Origin of the sequence: Pelagerythrobacter marensis (genome assembly GCF_036700095.1) — a bacterium.
GTDB classification, from domain to species: Bacteria; Pseudomonadota; Alphaproteobacteria; order Sphingomonadales; family Sphingomonadaceae; genus Pelagerythrobacter; species Pelagerythrobacter marensis_A.
The window spans coordinates 908,393-926,362 of record NZ_CP144918.1 but is presented as its reverse complement, the minus strand read 5'-3'; the positions used below and the strand labels follow the sequence as shown (position 1 = coordinate 926,362).

Below are 17,970 nucleotides of genomic sequence, written 5' to 3'. Positions count from 1 at the left end.
CCGCCTGAAGGATCCCGCCATGACCAAACGTCGCGCCGCTATCGTCAGCCCCCTGCGGACCCCTGTGGGACGCTTCCTCGGCACGCTGGCACCACTCACTGCGGGCGAACTCGGCGCGGCGATTATCAAGGCGCTGATCGAACGCAGCGGGATCGATCCCGCACGGGTCGACGACGTGGTGTTCAGCCAGGGATACGGCAACGGGGAAGCGCCTGCGATCGGCCACTGGAGCTGGCTTGCGGCCGGCCTTCCGATGGAAGTGCCCGGCTACCAGCTCGACCGGCGCTGCGGATCGGGCCTTCAAGCGGTGGTGAGCGCGGCGATGATGATCGAGGCCGGGCACGCCGACGTGGTCGTCGCCGGCGGCTGCGAGTCGATGTCGAACGTCGAACATTACACCACCGCGCTGCGCGGCGGCGTAAAGGCGGGCAATGTCGAGCTGTGGGACCGACTGACCCGCGGCCGATTGATGAGCCAGCCGGTCGAGCGCTTTGGCGTCATCACCGGGATGATCGAAACGGCGGAAAACCTGGCGAAGGATTACGGCATCACCCGCGAGGAAGCCGACGCGTTTGCCGTGCGCAGCCACCGCAACGCCGCCGCCGCGTGGGACGCGGGCCGGTTCGACGCGCAGCTCGTCCCGCTGGAAGTGCCCCAGCGGCGCGGCGATCCGATCACGTTCGCCCGCGACGAAGGCTTTCGCGCCGATGCCAGCATGGAAACGCTCGCCGGCCTGCGCCCGTTGGAAGGCGGAGTGGTGACAGCAGGCAATGCCAGCCAGCAGAACGATGCCGCCGCCGCCTGCCTGGTCGTGGCCGAAGACAAGCTGTCCGAACTGGGACTGGAACCGATGCTGTGGTTCGGGGGCTATGCAGCGGCCGGGTGCGATCCCAGCCGGATGGGCTTCGGCCCGGTCCCCGCGGTGGAGCGGCTGTTCGCCCGCACCGGCATAGGGTGGGACGATATCGGGCTGGTGGAACTCAACGAAGCGTTCGCGCCGCAAGTGCTCGCCGTGCTCAGGGGCTGGGGGTGGAGCGACGACGATTCGCGGCACGAGATCCTGAACGTCAACGGATCGGGCATTTCGCTGGGGCACCCGATCGGCGCGACCGGCGGTCGCATCCTGGCCGACATGGCGCACGAAATGCATCGGCGCGAAGTGCGCTACGGGCTCGAAACGATGTGCATCGGCGGCGGGCAAGGCATGGCGGCGGTGTTCGAACGCGCGGCCTGATGGGCGATTGGGACGCCTGGATCGGGCGCGAGCAGCGCAGCGCGGACCGCCTGGGCCGAGCGCACGCCGCGCGCTGGTGCGCGACGTTCGACTTGCCCCTGCCGGCCGCAGGCCAGCCGATGCCGCAGGGCATCCATTTCTGCCTCTGCACGCCCGAAGCGGCCACCTCCCGCCTGGGCGAGGACGGGCACCCGCAGCGCGACGACAGCCCGGCCAGCTTCCTCCCCCCGATCCCACTGCCGCGCCGAATGTGGGCGGCAAGCAGGATCGCGTTTCATGCCCCGATCATGGTCGGCGCCGCGGTGGAGCGCGTTTCGCGGATCGTCTCGATCGCGCCCAAGCAGGGCCGCAGCGGGCCGATGACGTTCGTCGAAATCGAACACGAAACAATGGCCGACGGGCGCAGCGCGGTGCGCGAGAGCCAGACGCTGGTCTATCGCGCAGCCGCGCCGTCCGACGCTCCGCTTTCGCCGCCGCCGCCGGGGGACGGCGTCTTCGATCCCGCCGCCTGGGACGCGCACCAAACCGTCCAGCCCGATCCGCGGTTGCTGTTCCGGTATTCGGCGCTGACCTTCAACACCCACCGCATCCATTACGACGAGCCCTATGCCCGCGAGGTCGAACGCTATCGCGGGCTGGTCGTTCACGGGCCGCTCATGGCCAGCCTCCTGCTGCAACTCGCCGCGCGCGAGATGGGCGACAACGCACTGGCAACTTTCGCTTTTCGCGCGGCAAGCCCGGCCATCGCGGGCGAGCCGCTCCATCTGACGATGCGGCAGGCCGAAGGGGGCATCGAGCTTGCCGCCTTCGCAGAGGATGGCCGGCAAATCGTGGAAGCCAGCGCGACCCGATAGGGCAGGCGCTGCCCGTTCCCGCACTCGCCGGCACAAGCGAAAGGGCGATGCCGAAGCACCGCCCTTCCGCCATGGCAAGGCCGGGGAGATCAGGCCTCGGGATCGGTGTCCACTTCGGTATCCGCATCCGCCTCGGCCGAAACCGCGGTGTCGGCGGCTTCGGCATGGGCCTCTGCGCCGACGTCCGCTGCCGTTTCGACATCGCTCGCTTCGTCGACGCGGTCGTAAGCGTCATCCACGGTGTCCTGCGCCGTGTCGCGGGCCCGATCGACCGTATCGCGCACCCGGTCCGCGGTGGGCGTGATCGCGCCGTCCACGGGTTCGACAGCGGCGCCGGCATCGACATCAACGTTGCCCGTTACCGGGCCGACAGCCCCGCCGACCGCGCCGGTGGTTTCACCCACGACCTGGGCATGGGCGAAAGCGCTGGTGGCGCCCATCGCAAGGGCGAGAGAAAGCGAAAGCATCTTCTTCATGGTCCATCCATCCTTCGTTGCTGGATCGGGACAACTGGGACTCGCCGCCGTCTCAAAGGCTCCCGGATATGCGGCATCCTGCCCCCTGCCGTCGCCGGGCCGAAGCGGTTAATCGGCGGTTTATTTAGCGGGGCGGGCGAGCCGATGGCGCTTCCCACGGGAAGCCGCAGCCGCTAAGCGCCCCGGCGCGGCCAGACGCAGGAGGTTTCGACACGATGAGCGGCAGCAACGAAGCGGCGACCATCGCCAAGGCCCAGGTCCTGATCGAGGCGCTGCCCTATTTCCAGCGCTATGCCGGCCGCACGTTCGTGGTGAAGTACGGCGGCCACGCCATGGGCGATCCGGCCGCGGCGCGCGACTTTGCCGAAGATATCGTCTTGCTCAAGGCCGTGGGGATCAACCCGGTCGTGGTCCACGGCGGCGGCCCGCAGATCGGTGCGATGCTGAAAAAGCTGGGCGTCGAAAGCACGTTCGTCGACGGGCTGCGCGTGACCGACAAGGAAACCGCGCAGATCGCCGAAATGGTCCTGTCGGGCGCGATCAACAAGGAACTGGTCGGCTGGATCAGCCAGGCCGGCGGCAAGGCGATCGGCATCTCGGGCAAGGACGGCGGGCTGGTGACGGCGAGCAAGGTCCGGCGCACGGCCAAGGACCCGGGCAGCAATATCGAACAGGCGATCGACCTGGGCTTCGTGGGGGAACCGTGCGCGGTCGACACCACAATCATCGATACCGCGGTGGCGGCGGGGATGATCCCGATCGTCGCCCCGATCGGCGCGGGTGCCGACGGGCACACTTACAACATCAACGCCGATACGATGGCCGGCGCGATCGCCGCCGCGCTGGGCGCCGCGCGCCTGTTCCTGCTGACCGACGTGGCCGGGGTTCTCGACAAGCAGGGCAAGCTGCTGAGCGATCTCGTCCCCGCCGATATCGAGCGGCTGCGCCAGGACGGCACGATCGGCGGCGGGATGATCCCCAAGCTGGAGACCTGCGTCCACGCGGTCGAGGCGGGGTGCGAGGCGGCGGTCGTGCTCGACGGGCGCGTGCCGCACGCCATGCTGCTCGAATTCTTCACCGCCCGCGGCGCGGGCACTTTGATCCGGGCGGGATAGCGACGCGGGGCGTATTGCGCGGTTGATACAGCGGGGCGGAAGCGCGTAGGAAGGCGCCTCACCCGCCCTGCGTCAGGAAAGGACAATTCGTGGGTCTCATCATCGATATCGTCGGCATGCTGATCAATGTCGTGGTGATGCTGGTCATCATCCAGTTCATCATCGGCCTGCTGTTTGCGTTCAATGTAATCAACCAGCGCAACGAATTCCTCTGGCAGATATACAATTCGATCAATTCGCTGCTCGAACCGGTGCTCGCGCCGATCCGGCGCATTCTTCCGCGGACCGGGGCGATCGACTTTTCGCCGCTGGTCCTGATCATCGGCCTGCAGATCCTGATGCGGGTTCTGCTTTACGCGACATACGGCCAGTAATGGCGGCCGAGATCATCGACGGGAAAGCGTTCGCGGCGCAACTGCGCGAGAAAGTCGGCGCGCTGGCGGCGGACTTTGCGGCGAAGGCCGGCCGCAAGGCGGGCCTCGCCGTCGTGCTCGTGGGCGACGATCCGGCAAGCCAAGTCTATGTCGGCAGCAAGGGCAAGGCGACCCTGGCTGCCAACATGGCCAGTTTCGAACACCGCCTGCCCGAAAGCACGAGCGAGGGCGATCTGCTTGCGCTGGTCGAACGGCTCAACGCCGATCCGGCGGTCGACGGCATTCTGGTGCAATTGCCGCTGCCCGATCATATCGACGAGCAGGCGGTGATCGCCGCGATCGACCCGGACAAGGATGTGGACGGGTTCCATGTCGCCAATGCAGGCCGTCTGGCAGTCGGGCAAAGCGGCTTCGTCCCCTGCACGCCGCTGGGCTGCATGATGCTGCTGACCGATCGGCTGGGCGACCTCTCGGGGCTGAACGCGGTCGTCATCGGCCGCTCGAACATCGTCGGAAAGCCGATGGCGCAGCTCCTGCTCGACGCGAATGCCACGGTCACCATCGCGCACAGCCGGACGAAGGATCTGGCCGACGTCGTCCGGCGGGCCGACATCGTGGTCGCCGCGGTCGGCCGCGCCGAGATGATCAGGGCGGACTGGATCAAGCCCGGCGCGACCGTGATCGACGTCGGCATCAACCGCCTCGCCCCCGAACCGGGCGCGAACAAGGGTCGGCTGGTGGGCGACGTCGCCTTTGACGAAGTGCGCGAGGTTGCCGGCGCGATCACGCCCGTTCCCGGCGGAGTCGGGCCGATGACGATCGCGGTCCTGCTGCGCAACACGCTGGTCGCCGCGCATCGCAACGCCGGGATCGCTCTTCCCGAAGGCACGATATGAAAAACCTCGCCGCCGCCCTGTCTGTCGCCGTGCTGCTGGCCGGGTGCGCGGGCGGACCGGGCGGGAGCGCGCGCGATCGCTTCTACCGCTCGCTGGAACCGCAGGCCAACCCCAGCGCCGTGATCGCAACCGAACTGGCGCTCGCTCGCGAGGCGCGCGAGAGGGGCCAGTGGACCGCGTTCCGCAGGTTTGCGGCGGACGATGCGGTGATGTTCGTGCCCGAGGCGGTCGACGCCCGCCAATGGCTCGCTCGCCGCCAGGACCCGCCGCAGCCGGTGCGGCGGCAGCCGCACATGTTGTGGTCGAGCTGCGACGGATCGCTTTCGGTCACCCGCGGTGCATGGCAGAAACCCGACGGCACGACCGGCTATTTCATCACTGTGTGGGAACGGCGCGGGCGGCCGGGGGACAAGGAGGAGCATCGCTGGATGCTCGATCACACCGACACCCTGGCCGAGCCGCTGGCCGAACCCGATATTATCCGCACCCGGGTGGCCGACTGCGCGCCAGGCGGCCCGCCGGCCGCGTTCGCTTCGGCACAGGCCGACCGGGATGCCAATACCGACGCCATGGGCCTGGGTCTCGCCGACGGTTACGGCGAATCGCGGGACCGGACGCTGGTCTACCGCTATCGGGTCGCCCCCGATCGCTCGCGCGTCGTAACGGTCTTCCTGCGCCAGGGCGACGCCATGGAAGAGGTGCTGCGCAGCGAAGTCGCCGCGCCGGCCGGAGACTGATACGCGATGGTCGAGCTGTTCATTTCCGCCTTCATCACCCTCTTCGTGGTTATCGACCCGCCCGGCTGCGCGCCGATCTATGCCGGGCTGACCAAAGGAGCGACCGCCGCGCAGGCGCGCGCCATGGCGATTCGCGCCTGCCTGATCGCGCTTGCGATCCTGCTGGTCTTTGCCCTGTTCGGGCAGGAACTCCTCGGCGCGCTGCATATCGAACTCGACAGTTTCCGTATCGCAGGCGGGCTGATGCTGTTCTGGATCGCGTTCGAAATGGTGTTCGAAAAGCGCACCCAGCGGCGCGAGGAACGGGCCGAGAAAGTCGCCGCCACGCCGGAGATCGAGGACGTCTCCGTCTTTCCGATGGCCATGCCGATGCTCGCCGGCCCCGGTGCGATCGCCGCGATCATGCTGCTGATGAACGAGGCCGAAGGGACGGAACAGACGATGGTCGTTCTCGGCGCGCTGTTCCTCGTGCTGGCGATTACCCTCTTGGCCTTTCTCGCAGCAGGCCCGCTGATGCGTTTCTTCGGCGCGCGCGTGGAAGCGGTTATCACCCGGCTGCTCGGCGTGCTCCTGGCGGCGCTGGCCGCACAATATGTGATCGACGGATTGCGCGGAGCGTTTTTCTGACGCCTCGCCTTTACTGGAGCGTCACGCGCCCGTCGTCGCCGTCGCGATAGCCGAAGAACTGCATGAGCTGGATCAGCAACTCGCACCGTTCGCTCAGGCCCGGCGCTTCCAGCAGCGCCTGCTTGGCCGCCGGATCGAACGGCGCGATCTGGCTGACCCCGTTGATCAGCGCCATATCGTCGAGCCGCGCGACCGAATCCCAGTCCACGCTATAGCCCTGGGCGTCGGCGAAGCGCCGCGCCTCGGCCTCGAACCCGGCCCGCTCGACGCTGCTGAGCACTTCGCCGCCGCGATCTTCGATCAGTTCGGCTTCGACCTGGCGGAAAGCGGTGGTCACGTCGAGTTCGCGTATCAAACGAAAGCGCGCCTGCCCCTCCAGCACGATGTTGTAGCGGCCATCGTCCAGCGCCTCGACTTCGCCGATGCGTCCGACGGACCCCACCTTGAACAGCGGGGCGCCCTCGGCCGGGCGCTGGGGCTGGATCATCGCGATCCGCCGGTCGCGCGCCAGGGCATCGCTTACCAGCGCGCGATAGCGCGGCTCGAAAACGTGCAGGGGCAGCTGGAGGCCCGGGAACAGGATCGCCCCGGGCAGCGGAAAGATCGAGAGTCGGGTCGTCACCCGCAGACCCGTTCGCGGCGAAGGCGCCGGGCCATGGTCATCCGAACAGGATCTTCGAAAGGCGCCGCCGGGTGGCGACGACCCACGGATCTTCCAGCCCGACCGCTTCGAAAATCTGGAGCAGCTTGGCCCGCGCGGCACCATCGTTCCACTCGCGATCCCGCTCCACCATCGCCAGCAGCGTGTCGGCCGCCTCGTCGCGGCTGTTCGCAGCGAAGGCGGCCTCGGCAAAGGCGAGCTGCTTTTCCATATCGGCAGGGTCTTCGGCAGCCGCGGCGCGCAAGGTCTGCAGCTCGCCCTCGTCGACCGAGGTCCCGGCCAGTTCCAGCGCGCTTTTCGCCGTCTTCACCGCCGGGTCGTCGGCCAGCGCCGGGGGAAGCCCCGCCACCAATGCCTGGGCTTCCTCCACGCGTTTCGCCGCGACCAGCGCCCGGATCAGGCCGGCGTGGGCGGCTGCGTTGTCGGGCGCCATATCGATCACCTGGCCGAAAATGCCGGCCGCACGCTCTGCATCGCCGTCGGCCAGGATCTGCTCGCCCATCGCGACGAACTGTTCGATGTCCTGCCCCTGCTGCTGGGCCGCACCGCCATCGCCGCCCTGCACCGGCAGCTGGGAAAGGAGCTGGTCGAGCGTCTGCTTCAGCTGCGATTCGCTGCGCGCATTCGTCAGGTCCGCGACCGGCTGGCCCTGGAACAGGGCATAGACGGTGGGGATGGAGCGGACCTGGAACTGGCTGGCGATGAACTGTTCCTCGTCCACGTTGATCTTGGCCAGAATCACGCCCTTGTCGGCGTATTCGGCGGCCACTTTCTCCAGCACCGGAGCGAGCGCCTTGCACGGGCCGCACCACTCGGCCCAGAAATCGAGGACGACGAGTTTCGTCATCGAAGGCTCGACCACATCCTTGCGGAAGCGGTCCACCGCCTTCTGCTCGTCGATATTGAGGCCCATGCTCGCCAAGGTTCGCTCCCGTTGTCACGCTTTCGGATAAGCCGCCAATGTGGGCTTTTTGTGCGCATTGTGAAGGGCGAAGTGCGCGGCGGGGCGACTGGCGATTTTCCCCTTGCAGCCTTCGGCAGCCGCTGCTAATCGCGCCGCCTCCCACCGGGGCCATGCGCCGCCGGAAACGCCAGTGAGCGGGCGTAGCTCAGGGGTAGAGCACAACCTTGCCAAGGTTGGGGTCGAGAGTTCGAATCTCTTCGCCCGCTCCATTTCATACCAAGTCTTGCGCAATTCGGCCGGCGGGTACTCGAAGCTGCCCTGCCGCCCTTGAACTCCGTGCCTTCCGGGCTTCGGGAGCAAGGCGAACCGCGCGCCGCCCTCTACTCGCAGGTGGAAATCGTTTCGCCATTCTGGAAGGCATTGTCGCTCCACCTCACCCCCCCGCGTCACGGGGTATCTGCCGGGCCGGGGAAGCGCCGGACTTTGCCGCCTCTCCGTTTCTCCGGCCGAGCCCGCCTCTGCGCATCCGCGCTGCCATGGAGGTCTGCGGGGCCCTCAGAGGAGCCTTGCCAGCGTGCCGCAAAGCAGGAGCATGCCGCCGGCGAGCGAAGCCGCCACGCGAAGATTGTTCCAGCGCAGCCAGTCGCGGCGATAGGTCGCCCAGACCCGCCCGCGATCCTGTTCGCTCGCCCTGGCCAGCGCATTGTTCAAAGGCACGTTGCGGATGATGGTCGAAAGGAACGAGGCCAGCAGGTGAAGCGCGCTTCCCGCACCGATCAGCAGGGAAATCGTATCGCCGTGCAGCGTCAGATCGGCCGCTGCGGCGCCCAGCGCGGAAAGCGCGGTAAGGAAAAACAGGGGAAGGAACAGCGATCGCGGCACCAGTTCGTTGATCCGCACCATCGCCGCCGCGCCATGATCCGGTTCGAGGGAGTCGAGCCCCTCGATTACACTGTTGGAGAAGGCGTAGTAAAAGCCGCCCAAAAACAGCGATCCTGCCCCTGCGGCGAGCGCGAGAACGATCTCCACTCCCGGCATCAGACTGCCCATTTCCCCTCGCGCACTGTCTGGAGCGCATAGTCGGCGAAAGACCTCGGCGGCCGGCCAAGGGCGCGTTCGACGCCGTCCGCCGGCGCCGCATTGCGACCGTCCATCGTGACCGAAAACAGTTCGACCAGAAGATCGGCAAGCTCCCGGTCGACACCGTCGGCAAGCAAACGCTCCCTGAACCGTCCCGGGGTGACCTGGCGATAGATGACTTCGCGCCCGAGCGCCGCCGAGATGGCTTCTACCGCTTCCGCGAAAGTAAGGGCCTCCGGCCCGGTCAGTTCATATGTCTCGCCGGCATGGCCGGCATCCATGAGAGCTGCGCCGACAACCTCGGCGATATCGCGTGCATCGATGAAGGGCTCGCGCATGGTCCCCACCGGCAGGCTCACCTCGCCCGAGCGCACCTGGTCCGCCAGGAACGTTTCGCTGAAATTCTGGCTGAACCAGCTGCACCGAACGACGGTCCATTCACCTTCGAATGTCGCAAGGCGGCGCTCGGCTTCGAGAGCGCCCTCCTCGCCGCGGCCGGAGAGCAGGACGATCCGTGCCAGGCCCTGCCGGTTGGCAATTTCGGCAAGCGACTGGATCGCATCCGCGGCCGCGGGAAGCGCAAGATCGGGTTGAAATGCCACGAACGCAGCATGGGCATTCCGCAATGCCGCGGGCCAGGTCGCCGGACGCTCCCAATGGAAAGGCGGCGAAGTCGACCGCGACGCGAAGCGCACGTTTGCGTTTCGGAGGGCGGACAAACGATCGGCCACCCGCTTCCCGACCTTTCCGGGGCCGCCGACGATTACGATGTTTCTTGCGTCGGTGCTCATCCGCCTGCGACTCACCCGGCCCGTGCTGGCCCCGTTATAATGTGAGAATATCTCGCATTCAACCCCGGCTTAAGCCGACATCCCGCGGAAAAGGCCCTCGCGATTTGAATTGCAGGGGCAATGGGTTAGACGCGCGAAACGGGCATGGCGGCGGCTGCGGCCGTATAACGACAGGGTCCGTTCGCGGCCCATCGGCAGAGGGCGAGAATATGGCCAGCACAAGAAAGAAGGGCACCACGGGGAAACGGGAGTCCCCCGGACCGCGCAAATATCCCGTGCAACAGCGAAGCCAGGAAAGGTTCGCCCGCATTCTGAACGTTTCGGCCCAGATCATAGCGGACAAGGGAAGCGACGGCCTCACGATGAAGGAAGTGGCCGAAAAGGCAGAAGTGTCGTTCGGCTCGCTTTATCAGTATTTCCCCGACAAGTCGGCGGTCATCCTTACCCTGGCGGAGCGCTTCAACGAACGCGGACAGCGCTGTGTCGAGGACGTGCTGGCCCGCATCGATGACCCGGCAGATTTGAAGGCAGGCATTTGCGCGATTGTCGACGGATTCTACGAGCTGTATCTTGCCGAACCCGTCATGCGCCACATCTGGCATGCCACGAAGGCGGACAGGAGGCTGCGCGATATCGAGGGAGGCGACATGGATGCCCACATCCAGATCCTGGCCTCCGAACTTCATCGGCTCCTGCCGCAAGGCGACGCTGCGCAGCTGTTCAATCTCGCGCGCCTTTTGAACCACCAGATTGCTGCGACCGTCCGGCTCGCGATCACGCTCGATCGGGCCGACGCCGAAGCCGTGCTGGCCATGTACAAGCGCAGTATCCCGCAGGATCCGTTCTCCATGCTCGGATGATACGGCATCCTTTCCATCCGGCGATCGCAAGCGACAATCGCCGATCAGAGGCGCCCAGCGGAACGCCGGGACAAGGCCTTCACCCTGCGACCGCTGATCGCTCGCGTGGGGTGGGAAAGCATCTGCCGCATCAACCCGACAATTCCCCGATCGTACGGGCGATCATGTCGACGCCGGTCGAAATATTCTCCTCGGCACATTGCCCGAAGCCGAAGAGCAGGCCGTTTATTCGGTTGGGCCCGAGCGAATACCGTTCGAAAGTCTCGATACCGATACCCCGTTCGAGCAGCGTCGCTGCCAGGGACACGGCTTCGATCCCGGACAGACGCGTGCCGAGATGGAGGCCGGCTGCCGAAGGATAGAGGGTCAACGCCGTTCCGCACCTTCTTTCCAGCGCCGCGATAAGGCACGCGCGGCGCCTTGCATAGATTCGGCGCATGCTTCGGATATGGCGCGAAAGGTGCCCGTCTTCGATAAACGCCGACAGAACGAGCTGCGAGAGTGTCGGGCTGTGCCAATCGGATATTCTCTTGGTCTGGCCAATCGTTTCGAGAGCCCATCGCGGGCTGACGAGAAAGCCAAGCCGGAGCGCGGGAAACAGCGATTTGGAGAAGGTCCCCACATAGAAAACCCGGTCCCGGATGTCGGCCGTCTTGAGCGCATCGAGCGGCTTGGCGCCGTATCGAAACTCGCTGTCGTAATCGTCTTCGACAACGATCAGTCCTTCATTCTCGATGCGATCGCGCAGTTCCGCGCGCCGCTGAGCTGAGAGAACGACGCCGGTCGGAAACTGGTGCGAAGGGGTAACGCAAACGATATCGGTTCCACGCGGAATACGTTCGACGACAATCCCGTGGTCATCGACGGGAACCGGGGCGATGCGCGCGCCGGCGAAACGAAAAGCCGCCCCCATGGGCGGGTAGCCCGGATCCTCCAGCGCCACCAGCGTCTTGCCCGGCTGCACCAGCGTCCGGGCGATCAGATCGTAGGCCTGTTGCGCCCCCGCCGTGGCTACGATCGTATCCGGGCTGCTGGCCACTGCCCGCGAATAGGACAGATGCCGGGATACCGCGACACGGAACCGCTCCTCTCCATGCGGCCGGCGGTACTGGGTTTGCGACGCGGGCAGCCGCCGCAGTTCGCGAGCATACAGCCGACGCCAGATGTCCAGTGGAAGCCGGGAGGTGTCGGGAAAGCCGATGCCGAAATCGGCCTCCAGCTCGCCTTCCGGCCGCGGCGGGAGTTCGCCCGAACCCTTCATTCCGGCCCAGGGCAAATGGATGGGTGCATCTGCCACACGCTCGATTTCGGTGGACCCCGAGGCAGCATTTGCAACGAAGGTTCCCGATCCGCGCCTGGCTTCGATCAGCCCCTCTCGCTGCAGCCGGTCGTAAAGCGCGACGACGGTATTTCGCGAGAGGCCGTATTGCGCGGCAAAATCCCGCGTGGCCGGCAATCTGGCTCCATCGGCAAGCCGGCCCGACCGAATCGCTTCGCGCAACTGCCGGTGAAGCGCCCGGAAACGCGAACGCGATCCGGGCGGCGGGACGTCGAGTTCGAATTCCAGGCTATTCACGAGTGGCCGATCTCTTGGCTCCGCCCGCCGCGGCAGGCGGGGCATTGCCGCCGAAATTGGTATAGTAAAAATCATTCGAAAGTGGAACATTTTCTTGCACCACCCGGACCATCTAGATCGCAGCGACGAACGCCGTTCGATCGGCCGGTCGCTATCGAGCCGGGGCGGCGTGCCTTGGCAGGGCCTCGGCCGGTGGGCGAACCCCCTGGGAAGGCTGGTAGGAGGGTGCTTGATGCTCGATATCGCTTCGGCCGTGGATCCCGATCCATTCGAGCGGTTCGCGAGACTGCACGAGAAAGGCCGGCCGCTTCTGCTGTTCAATGTCTGGGATATCGGGAGCGCCACGGCCCTGGAGCAAACCGGCGCGGCCGCTGTCGGAACGAGCAGCCGGTCGGTGGCGGCGGCTTCGGGGCATTCGGATGGAGAGGAGATGCCGTTCGACCGGATGCTCGAGATGGCTTCGAAGATGTGTTCCCGGCTTTCCGTTCCCGTGACAGTCGATATCGAGACCGGCTTCGCCCGCAATCACCGGGAACTGGCGCGAAATGTCGACAGGCTGATCGCGAGCGGCGTGGTCGGCGTGAATATCGAGGATCGCGATCCGGCCGGGGACGATCTGCTGGAAGCGGCGGTGCAATGCGATAAGCTGAGGGTGGCAAGGGAGGCCGCGTGGCGGGCGGAAGCGCCCCTGTTCATCAATGCGCGCTCGGACGTCTTCTTTCGCACGGCGGCGACACCCGGCCGGCTGGCGGCCAAGTCGGAGGCAATAGAGCGGGCCCTCGCCTACAAGGAGGCGGGCGCATCCGGAGTATTCTTCCCCGGCCTCGACGATGCGGACCTGGCGGCGGACCTGTGCGAGGTCATAGATCTGCCCGTGAACGTCATGGTCACCGATGTCCTGGCCGCCAAACAGCCATGGATCGACGCAGGCGTCGCGCGGATCAGTGCCGGGCCGGCCCCTTACGTCGCCCTGATGGATCATTTTCGCAGCATGGCGCGAGACTGGTCGGAGGGCGCGATTTCTCGCCCTCATGGCCCACTGCGGCACTAGCGGGGCCCTATGGATCTGCGCCCCTTCCAGATTGCCATGCACCCGCCGCCGATGCAAAGATCGCGATCGCCGTATCGATATCGGCGCACGGCGTGTGGGCGGAGTACATGTGCGGCGATGCTTGCATGATCCACGCAAATCGACCTCAGGCGGGAGATGTCCATGACAGTTCGTAAACTGATCTTCGTTGGAGCGAGCCTGCTCGCCGTTCAGGCGCAAACCGGTATCGCCCGGGAGACGCCGGCCCGGTCGACGCAGGAGCGGCCGGTCGAGGCTCCAGGCCGATCCGCCGACCCGGCACCGATGTCCGGCGCCGCTGCCGGCAGCGACCGCAGCGGACCCGAGCGGCGTTTCACCGGGGCCGACCTGTTCGATATCGCGATTGCCAGCGATCCGCAGATCAGCCCGGACGGACGCCGTATCGCCTATGTCCGCCAAACGAACGATGCAATGTCCGACCGGGCAGTCAGTTCGATCTGGCTCGTCGACACCCGCACGGGCCGCGAAACGCCGATCGCCGGGCGCAACGGCGACGCCTTCGGTCCGCGGTGGTCGCCCACCGGCGATCGGCTCGCCTATGCCTCTACCGAGGCGGGCGGCCCCCAGCTCTGGGTCCGCTGGATGGAAGGCGGCGAGGCGGTGCGCCTGACCGGCTTGCCGACCAGTCCATCGAACATCGCCTGGTCGCCCGACGGTCGCTCGATCGCCTATACGATGCTCGTGAAAGGCGAAGCGCCGAAGCTCGGCGCCGCACCTGCCAACAAGCCCGAGGGCGCCGAATGGGCGGAACCGCTCGAGATTCGCGACCTGCTCACCTATCGGGCCGACGGTCGGGGCTATATCGAACCGGGTTTCGAGAAGATCTTCGTTGTTCCGGCCACGGGCGGCGCGCCGCGCCAGATCACCTTCGGCCGTTACCACGACAGCGGGCCGCTCTCCTGGTCGCCCGACGGCTCGACGCTCTACTTCGCTGCCAACCGTCGTCCCGACTGGGAAAGCGATCCGCTCGAGAGCGAGGTCTATGCGATCGACGTCGCGACGGCCGGCGTGCGCCAACTGACGGACCGCGACGGCCCCGACGCCAACCCGGTGGCTTCGCCCGATGGTCGCCTGATCGCCTATCTCGGCTTCGACGATGCGCTGCGCGCCTATGAGGATAACGATCTCTACGTGATGAATCGCGACGGATCGGACATCCGCAACCTGACGGTCGACTGGGACTACAGCCCCGCCAGCATCCGATGGGACGCCGACGGCCGGGGCATTTACGCGCAATACGACATCAGAGGGGAGACGCGGGTGGCTCGTATCGCGCTCGACGGCTCGGTGCGCGATGTCGCCGAAGGGCTGTCGGGCGGCGGACTCGACCGGCCTTATACCGGTGGCAGCTTCACGGTCTCCGACAACGATGCCATCGCCTATACCGGCGGAACGGCGACCCGGCCTGCCGAAGTCCAGCTGCGGCGCGGCGGCGAGTCGCGGATCCTGACCGACCTCAACCGTTCGCTGCGAACCGTGAAATCGTTCGGCGAAGTGCGCCGTATCGCCGCACGGTCGAGCCACGACGGGCTCGAGATCGAGGGCTGGCTGACCCTCCCGCCAGATTACGTAGAGGGCCAGCGCGTGCCGCTGATCCTCGAAATCCACGGTGGCCCGTTTGCCGCCTACGGTCCGCATTTCTCGACCGACAACCAGCTTTACGCCGCCGCCGGTTACGCAGTGCTCTCGGCCAATCCGCGCGGTTCGACCAGCTATGGCGAGGATTTCGCGCACGGCATCGACAAGGCCTATCCCGGCAACGACTATTTCGACCTCATGTCGATCGTCGACCGCGCGATCGCGCTCGGCATCGCCGATCCCGACCAGTTGTTCGTGACCGGCGGATCGGGCGGGGGCGTGCTGACCAGCTGGATCGTCGGCAAGACCAATCGCTTCAAGGCCGCGGCAACGCAGAAGCCGGTGATCAACTGGACGACGCAGGCTTTGACCGCCGATGGCCCCGCCTTCTTCGGCAAGTACTGGATCGGCGCCCAGCCCTGGGAAGACCCCGAGGCCTACTGGCGCCGTTCCCCGCTGTCGCTGGTCGGCAATGTCGAGACGCCCACGCTGGTTGTCGTCGGCAGCGAGGATTATCGCACGCCGGTCAGCGAATCCGAACAATACTACACCGCGCTCCGCCTGCGCGGCGTCCCGACCGCCCTGGTCAAGGTTCCCGGCGCCAGCCACGGCAGCTTTGCCGCGCGCCCCTCGCAATCGGCGGCCAAGACCTCGGCGATACTCGCCTGGTTCGATCGCTACAAGGCGGGCTGGGACCGGGACGAGGCAAGCGAGCGGCGCGACTGAGCCTGTTTCGAACGGGCCGGCAATGCAAGGCGACGGGGGAGCCCGAAACTGTCGATCCTTTCCACGCAGGAGCAGGAAAATGAACGAGGATATTCGCGCATACAACGACGCGCTCGACGACGGTGACCGGGAGATCGCGGATCTCCTCGCACAGACGATCGACGACCATCTCCCGGAAGCCGAGAGCAAGGTCTGGCATCGCCATCCGGTATGGTTTCTCGAACGCAATCCCACCGTCGGCTACAGCAAGCAGAAGAAGGGATTGAGGCTGATGTTCTGGAGCGGAGCCGGTTTCGACGAACCCGGGCTCACCGAAATCGGGGGCAAGTTCAAGGATGCCTCGATCTATTACCGCACGCTCGACGAAGTCGACCTGGCCGATGTCGGCCGCTGGCTCGAGAAGTCGAAGGCGATTGCATGGGACTATGCGAATATCGCCAAGCGGAAGGGCGTGCTCGAGCGCCTCAGGTAAACCGCGCGATCGCACAAAGGTGACGCGTAGCCCGGGCGCGCTCGCTCGAGGGGCGACAGGCGCTCCATCTTGCAAAGGCGTTCCTGGAGAACATCTTCGGCGTCTGCCAGGGGTCCCGGTATGGCGCAGGCGGCAAGGGCCGTATCCATTGCCGCCGCAAATCCGGGCGGTCGTCCGCCTATCGCTTCAGCCATCGCACATCGAGGACGGTGATGACCGGATCGCGCGCAAGGAGCGGACGCGATTCGGCGAGATAGGCCTTGTAGGAGGAATGCTTCAGGAAATCGTTCGCTTGTTCCTGCGTGTCATAGACCTGGAATGCGACGATCCGATCCTCCCCCGGCCCGTAGGAATAGGCATAGACCCGGTGTCCGGGATTGCCGGCAATGGCGTCTTTCATGTGCTTTGCCCAGACCGCTTCGACGTCTTCCCGCCGGCCGGCGAGCGCGCGATGCTCGATAATCAATCCATACATGTGATCGGGTCCTCTTCTGACGATTCCCCTTTTCCGGGGAACCACTCCCATGACGCCGGCTTCGGTCCGATTGTGACATCGGAGGCGGAAAAATCTGACCGGCCGCCTGTGTCACCGTCGGTCGCGGACTGCCCCCCCGGTCAGCTCCGACAGTGGGACCGGTTTCCCGCCGGCGCACCCGCACGTCCCGCCTCGATCGCCATTCCAGGCCCCCTTGAGCGCGACCGTGCCGGTTTGCGCGGCAAGCGGCGAGCGCACCCGGCTGGCGGGGCTCCTTCTGCAGCTCTGCAAGGCGAACCGTCGGTCCGTACAGTCAAGCGCCGGCTTGCGGCCGGCGCCGAAATATGAGAGAGGCTCATGTTTGTAAAAGGGGCCGGTCGGGCGAACGTTCCCGACCTGGCTGCCATGCATACCAACTGTCGGGATCGGTAGTTCATCATGCCAAGACATTTGCTGCCCGCCCTTGCCCTCGCCCTCGCGGCCGTCATGGCCCCCCTGGTCCAGGCTCAGTCGCCCGCGGACACTCGCGCGGCCGACAGGCAGGAGGAAACGGTCGGTCGCTACGCCCCCGTCAACGGGCTCGATCTCTATTACGAGGTCCATGGGGAGGGAAAGCCGCTGCTCCTGCTGCACGGAGGAATCGCCGCGTTCGAAATTTTCGAATCCGGCCTGCCGGTCTTCACCCCCAACCGGCAGGTTATCCTGGTCCACCTGCAGGGTCACGGGCACACCAGGGATATCGACCGGCCCCTGTCCTACGAGGCGATGGCGGACGACATCGCTGCTCTGCTCGACCATCTGGCGATCCCAAAGGCCGACATCATGGGCTATTCGCTGGGGGGCGGTGTCGCGACGCAGTTTGCAATCCGGCATCCCGGCATGGTCGATCGGCTGGTCGTCGTTTCGAGCGGATGGAAGCGGGACGGCTATTTCCCCGAAGTGCTCGAGCAGTTCGACCGAATGGAAGCCATGGCGCCGCAGATCGGCGCCAATGTCGCCCGGTCGCCTCTTGCCGCAGCCTATCCCGAAGTCGACTGGGTGACGCTCTTTGCCAAGACAGGGCGGCTTCTGGCGCAAGATTACGACTGGTCCGCAAAAGTGGCTGAGATCGACGCACCGACGATGCTCGTTTTCGCCGACGCCGACGCGCTGAAGCCCGGCTATATGGCCGAAGCCTGGCAATTGATCGGCGGGGGGAAGCGCGACGCCGGCCTCGATGGAGCGTCGCGGCCACTCCATCGTTTCGCGATCGTCCCGGGCGCGACTCACTACGATCTTGTCCGTTCGCCGACGGTGGCCCGGCTGGTCGAGGCCTTCCTGTCGCAAACGTCCAGCCCTCCCGACGGCGAGGGACGCTAGAGCCGCGTTGATCGAGACGGCACCGACCGGCCCGAACATGGGAGCGGGCTTATTGGTCCGGCAGATCCGGGCTCTCGATACCCCG

General features: G+C 66.2%; 19 protein-coding genes and 1 tRNA gene. 13 read left to right on the top strand and 7 right to left on the bottom strand.

Annotated features, from left to right (window positions below):
* Positions 1-19: 19 nt before the first annotated feature.
* Positions 20-1,234, top strand: coding sequence for an acetyl-CoA C-acetyltransferase (locus V5F89_RS04295; RefSeq protein ID WP_338447017.1), 1,215 nt, complete (start codon positions 20-22; stop codon positions 1,232-1,234).
* Complete coding sequence (locus V5F89_RS04290; protein WP_338447016.1) at positions 1,234-2,088, top strand: FAS1-like dehydratase domain-containing protein; 855 nt, start codon at positions 1,234-1,236, stop codon at positions 2,086-2,088. The genes V5F89_RS04295 and V5F89_RS04290 overlap by 1 nt, the downstream gene beginning before the upstream one ends.
* 89 nt (positions 2,089-2,177) lie before the next feature.
* Here the strand turns inward: V5F89_RS04290 and V5F89_RS04285 are convergent, their stop codons facing one another.
* The gene (locus tag V5F89_RS04285) at positions 2,178-2,564 is read right to left on the bottom strand and encodes a hypothetical protein (protein ID WP_338447015.1); all 387 of its coding nucleotides are present in this window, start codon (positions 2,562-2,564) and stop codon (positions 2,178-2,180) included.
* 215 nt (positions 2,565-2,779) lie between these two features.
* Between V5F89_RS04285 and argB the strand changes: the two genes are divergently transcribed.
* From argB to V5F89_RS04260, 5 genes are all read left to right on the top strand, one after another.
* Complete coding sequence (argB, locus tag V5F89_RS04280) at positions 2,780-3,679, top strand: acetylglutamate kinase (RefSeq protein ID WP_338447014.1); 900 nt, start codon at positions 2,780-2,782, stop codon at positions 3,677-3,679.
* A gap of 116 nt (positions 3,680-3,795) precedes the next feature.
* The gene (locus V5F89_RS04275; RefSeq protein ID WP_338447512.1) at positions 3,796-4,053 is read left to right on the top strand and encodes a YggT family protein; all 258 of its coding nucleotides are present in this window, start codon (positions 3,796-3,798) and stop codon (positions 4,051-4,053) included.
* Complete coding sequence (gene folD / locus V5F89_RS04270; RefSeq protein ID WP_338447013.1) at positions 4,053-4,949, top strand: bifunctional methylenetetrahydrofolate dehydrogenase/methenyltetrahydrofolate cyclohydrolase FolD; 897 nt, start codon at positions 4,053-4,055, stop codon at positions 4,947-4,949. Before V5F89_RS04275 ends, folD begins: the two co-directional genes overlap by 1 nt.
* On the top strand, positions 4,946-5,686 hold the full coding sequence (locus V5F89_RS04265) for a hypothetical protein (protein WP_338447012.1): 741 nt from the start codon (positions 4,946-4,948) through the stop codon (positions 5,684-5,686). Before folD ends, V5F89_RS04265 begins: the two co-directional genes overlap by 4 nt.
* A gap of 6 nt (positions 5,687-5,692) precedes the next feature.
* Entirely contained in the window at positions 5,693-6,313 is a 621-nt protein-coding gene (locus tag V5F89_RS04260) for a MarC family protein (RefSeq protein ID WP_338447011.1), read from the top strand.
* Between the two features lie 10 nt (positions 6,314-6,323).
* Here V5F89_RS04260 and V5F89_RS04255 read toward each other — a convergent pair whose 3' ends face one another.
* Positions 6,324-6,941, bottom strand: a complete 618-nt coding sequence (locus V5F89_RS04255; RefSeq protein WP_338447511.1) for an LON peptidase substrate-binding domain-containing protein — start codon at positions 6,939-6,941, stop codon at positions 6,324-6,326.
* Between the two features lie 31 nt (positions 6,942-6,972).
* A complete protein-coding gene (locus V5F89_RS04250; RefSeq protein WP_338447510.1) occupies positions 6,973-7,887 on the bottom strand; it encodes a tetratricopeptide repeat protein in 915 nt (304 codons plus the stop codon).
* 185 nt (positions 7,888-8,072) lie between these two features.
* Between V5F89_RS04250 and V5F89_RS04245 the strand changes: the two genes are divergently transcribed.
* Positions 8,073-8,147, top strand: a tRNA-Gly gene (locus V5F89_RS04245).
* A gap of 286 nt (positions 8,148-8,433) precedes the next feature.
* Here the strand turns inward: V5F89_RS04245 and V5F89_RS04240 are convergent.
* Positions 8,434-8,916, bottom strand: a complete 483-nt coding sequence (locus V5F89_RS04240; RefSeq protein ID WP_338447010.1) for a DUF1772 domain-containing protein — start codon at positions 8,914-8,916, stop codon at positions 8,434-8,436.
* Complete coding sequence (locus V5F89_RS04235; RefSeq protein WP_338447009.1) at positions 8,916-9,560, bottom strand: NmrA family NAD(P)-binding protein; 645 nt, start codon at positions 9,558-9,560, stop codon at positions 8,916-8,918. Before V5F89_RS04235 ends, V5F89_RS04240 begins: the two co-directional genes overlap by 1 nt.
* Between V5F89_RS04235 and V5F89_RS04230 the strand changes: the two genes are divergently transcribed.
* On the top strand, positions 9,554-10,609 hold the full coding sequence (locus V5F89_RS04230) for a TetR/AcrR family transcriptional regulator (RefSeq protein WP_338447008.1): 1,056 nt from the start codon (positions 9,554-9,556) through the stop codon (positions 10,607-10,609). The two genes, V5F89_RS04235 and V5F89_RS04230, sit on opposite strands and share 7 nt — an antisense overlap.
* 130 nt (positions 10,610-10,739) lie before the next feature.
* On the opposite strand, the gene V5F89_RS04225 is transcribed toward V5F89_RS04230, so the two are convergent.
* A complete protein-coding gene (locus V5F89_RS04225; protein WP_338447007.1) occupies positions 10,740-12,185 on the bottom strand; it encodes a PLP-dependent aminotransferase family protein in 1,446 nt (481 codons plus the stop codon).
* A gap of 232 nt (positions 12,186-12,417) precedes the next feature.
* Here V5F89_RS04225 and V5F89_RS04220 point away from each other — a divergent pair, with 232 nt between their 5' ends.
* From V5F89_RS04220 to V5F89_RS04210, 3 genes are all read left to right on the top strand, one after another.
* Positions 12,418-13,236, top strand: a complete 819-nt coding sequence (locus V5F89_RS04220) for an isocitrate lyase/phosphoenolpyruvate mutase family protein (protein WP_338447006.1) — start codon at positions 12,418-12,420, stop codon at positions 13,234-13,236.
* A gap of 162 nt (positions 13,237-13,398) precedes the next feature.
* A complete protein-coding gene (locus V5F89_RS04215) occupies positions 13,399-15,579 on the top strand; it encodes a S9 family peptidase (protein ID WP_338447005.1) in 2,181 nt (726 codons plus the stop codon).
* A gap of 79 nt (positions 15,580-15,658) precedes the next feature.
* Positions 15,659-16,051, top strand: coding sequence for a DUF1801 domain-containing protein (locus V5F89_RS04210; protein ID WP_338447004.1), 393 nt, complete (start codon positions 15,659-15,661; stop codon positions 16,049-16,051).
* A 178-nt stretch (positions 16,052-16,229) separates the two neighbouring features.
* Here the strand turns inward: V5F89_RS04210 and V5F89_RS04205 are convergent, their stop codons facing one another.
* Positions 16,230-16,526: an antibiotic biosynthesis monooxygenase gene (locus V5F89_RS04205; RefSeq protein ID WP_338447003.1), complete on the bottom strand. Its 297-nt coding sequence runs from the start codon at positions 16,524-16,526 to the stop codon at positions 16,230-16,232.
* A gap of 438 nt (positions 16,527-16,964) precedes the next feature.
* Between V5F89_RS04205 and V5F89_RS04200 the strand changes: the two genes are divergently transcribed.
* Positions 16,965-17,885 (top strand): alpha/beta hydrolase, encoded by a 921-nt coding sequence (locus tag V5F89_RS04200; RefSeq protein ID WP_338447002.1) that lies wholly within the window; start codon positions 16,965-16,967, stop codon positions 17,883-17,885.
* Positions 17,886-17,970 lie beyond the last annotated feature (85 nt).

Excerpts from the sequence above, each read along its gene's own strand:
- V5F89_RS04295 (WP_338447017.1), top strand. The coding sequence starts at position 20 with ATGACCAAACGTCGCGCCGCTATCGTCAGCCCCCTGCGGACCCCTGTG.
- V5F89_RS04290 (WP_338447016.1), top strand. The coding sequence starts at position 1,234 with ATGGGCGATTGGGACGCCTGGATCGGGCGCGAGCAGCGCAGCGCGGAC.
- V5F89_RS04285 (WP_338447015.1), bottom strand. The coding sequence starts at position 2,564 with ATGAAGAAGATGCTTTCGCTTTCTCTCGCCCTTGCGATGGGCGCCACC.
- argB (WP_338447014.1), top strand. The coding sequence starts at position 2,780 with ATGAGCGGCAGCAACGAAGCGGCGACCATCGCCAAGGCCCAGGTCCTG.
- V5F89_RS04275 (WP_338447512.1), top strand. The coding sequence starts at position 3,796 with ATGCTGATCAATGTCGTGGTGATGCTGGTCATCATCCAGTTCATCATC.
- folD (WP_338447013.1), top strand. The coding sequence starts at position 4,053 with ATGGCGGCCGAGATCATCGACGGGAAAGCGTTCGCGGCGCAACTGCGC.
- V5F89_RS04265 (WP_338447012.1), top strand. The coding sequence starts at position 4,946 with ATGAAAAACCTCGCCGCCGCCCTGTCTGTCGCCGTGCTGCTGGCCGGG.
- V5F89_RS04260 (WP_338447011.1), top strand. The coding sequence starts at position 5,693 with ATGGTCGAGCTGTTCATTTCCGCCTTCATCACCCTCTTCGTGGTTATC.
- V5F89_RS04250 (WP_338447510.1), bottom strand. The coding sequence starts at position 7,887 with ATGGGCCTCAATATCGACGAGCAGAAGGCGGTGGACCGCTTCCGCAAG.
- V5F89_RS04240 (WP_338447010.1), bottom strand. The coding sequence starts at position 8,916 with ATGCCGGGAGTGGAGATCGTTCTCGCGCTCGCCGCAGGGGCAGGATCG.
- V5F89_RS04230 (WP_338447008.1), top strand. The coding sequence starts at position 9,554 with ATGCCACGAACGCAGCATGGGCATTCCGCAATGCCGCGGGCCAGGTCG.
- V5F89_RS04220 (WP_338447006.1), top strand. The coding sequence starts at position 12,418 with ATGCTCGATATCGCTTCGGCCGTGGATCCCGATCCATTCGAGCGGTTC.
- V5F89_RS04215 (WP_338447005.1), top strand. The coding sequence starts at position 13,399 with ATGACAGTTCGTAAACTGATCTTCGTTGGAGCGAGCCTGCTCGCCGTT.
- V5F89_RS04210 (WP_338447004.1), top strand. The coding sequence starts at position 15,659 with ATGAACGAGGATATTCGCGCATACAACGACGCGCTCGACGACGGTGAC.
- V5F89_RS04205 (WP_338447003.1), bottom strand. The coding sequence starts at position 16,526 with ATGTATGGATTGATTATCGAGCATCGCGCGCTCGCCGGCCGGCGGGAA.
- V5F89_RS04200 (WP_338447002.1), top strand. The coding sequence starts at position 16,965 with ATGCCAAGACATTTGCTGCCCGCCCTTGCCCTCGCCCTCGCGGCCGTC.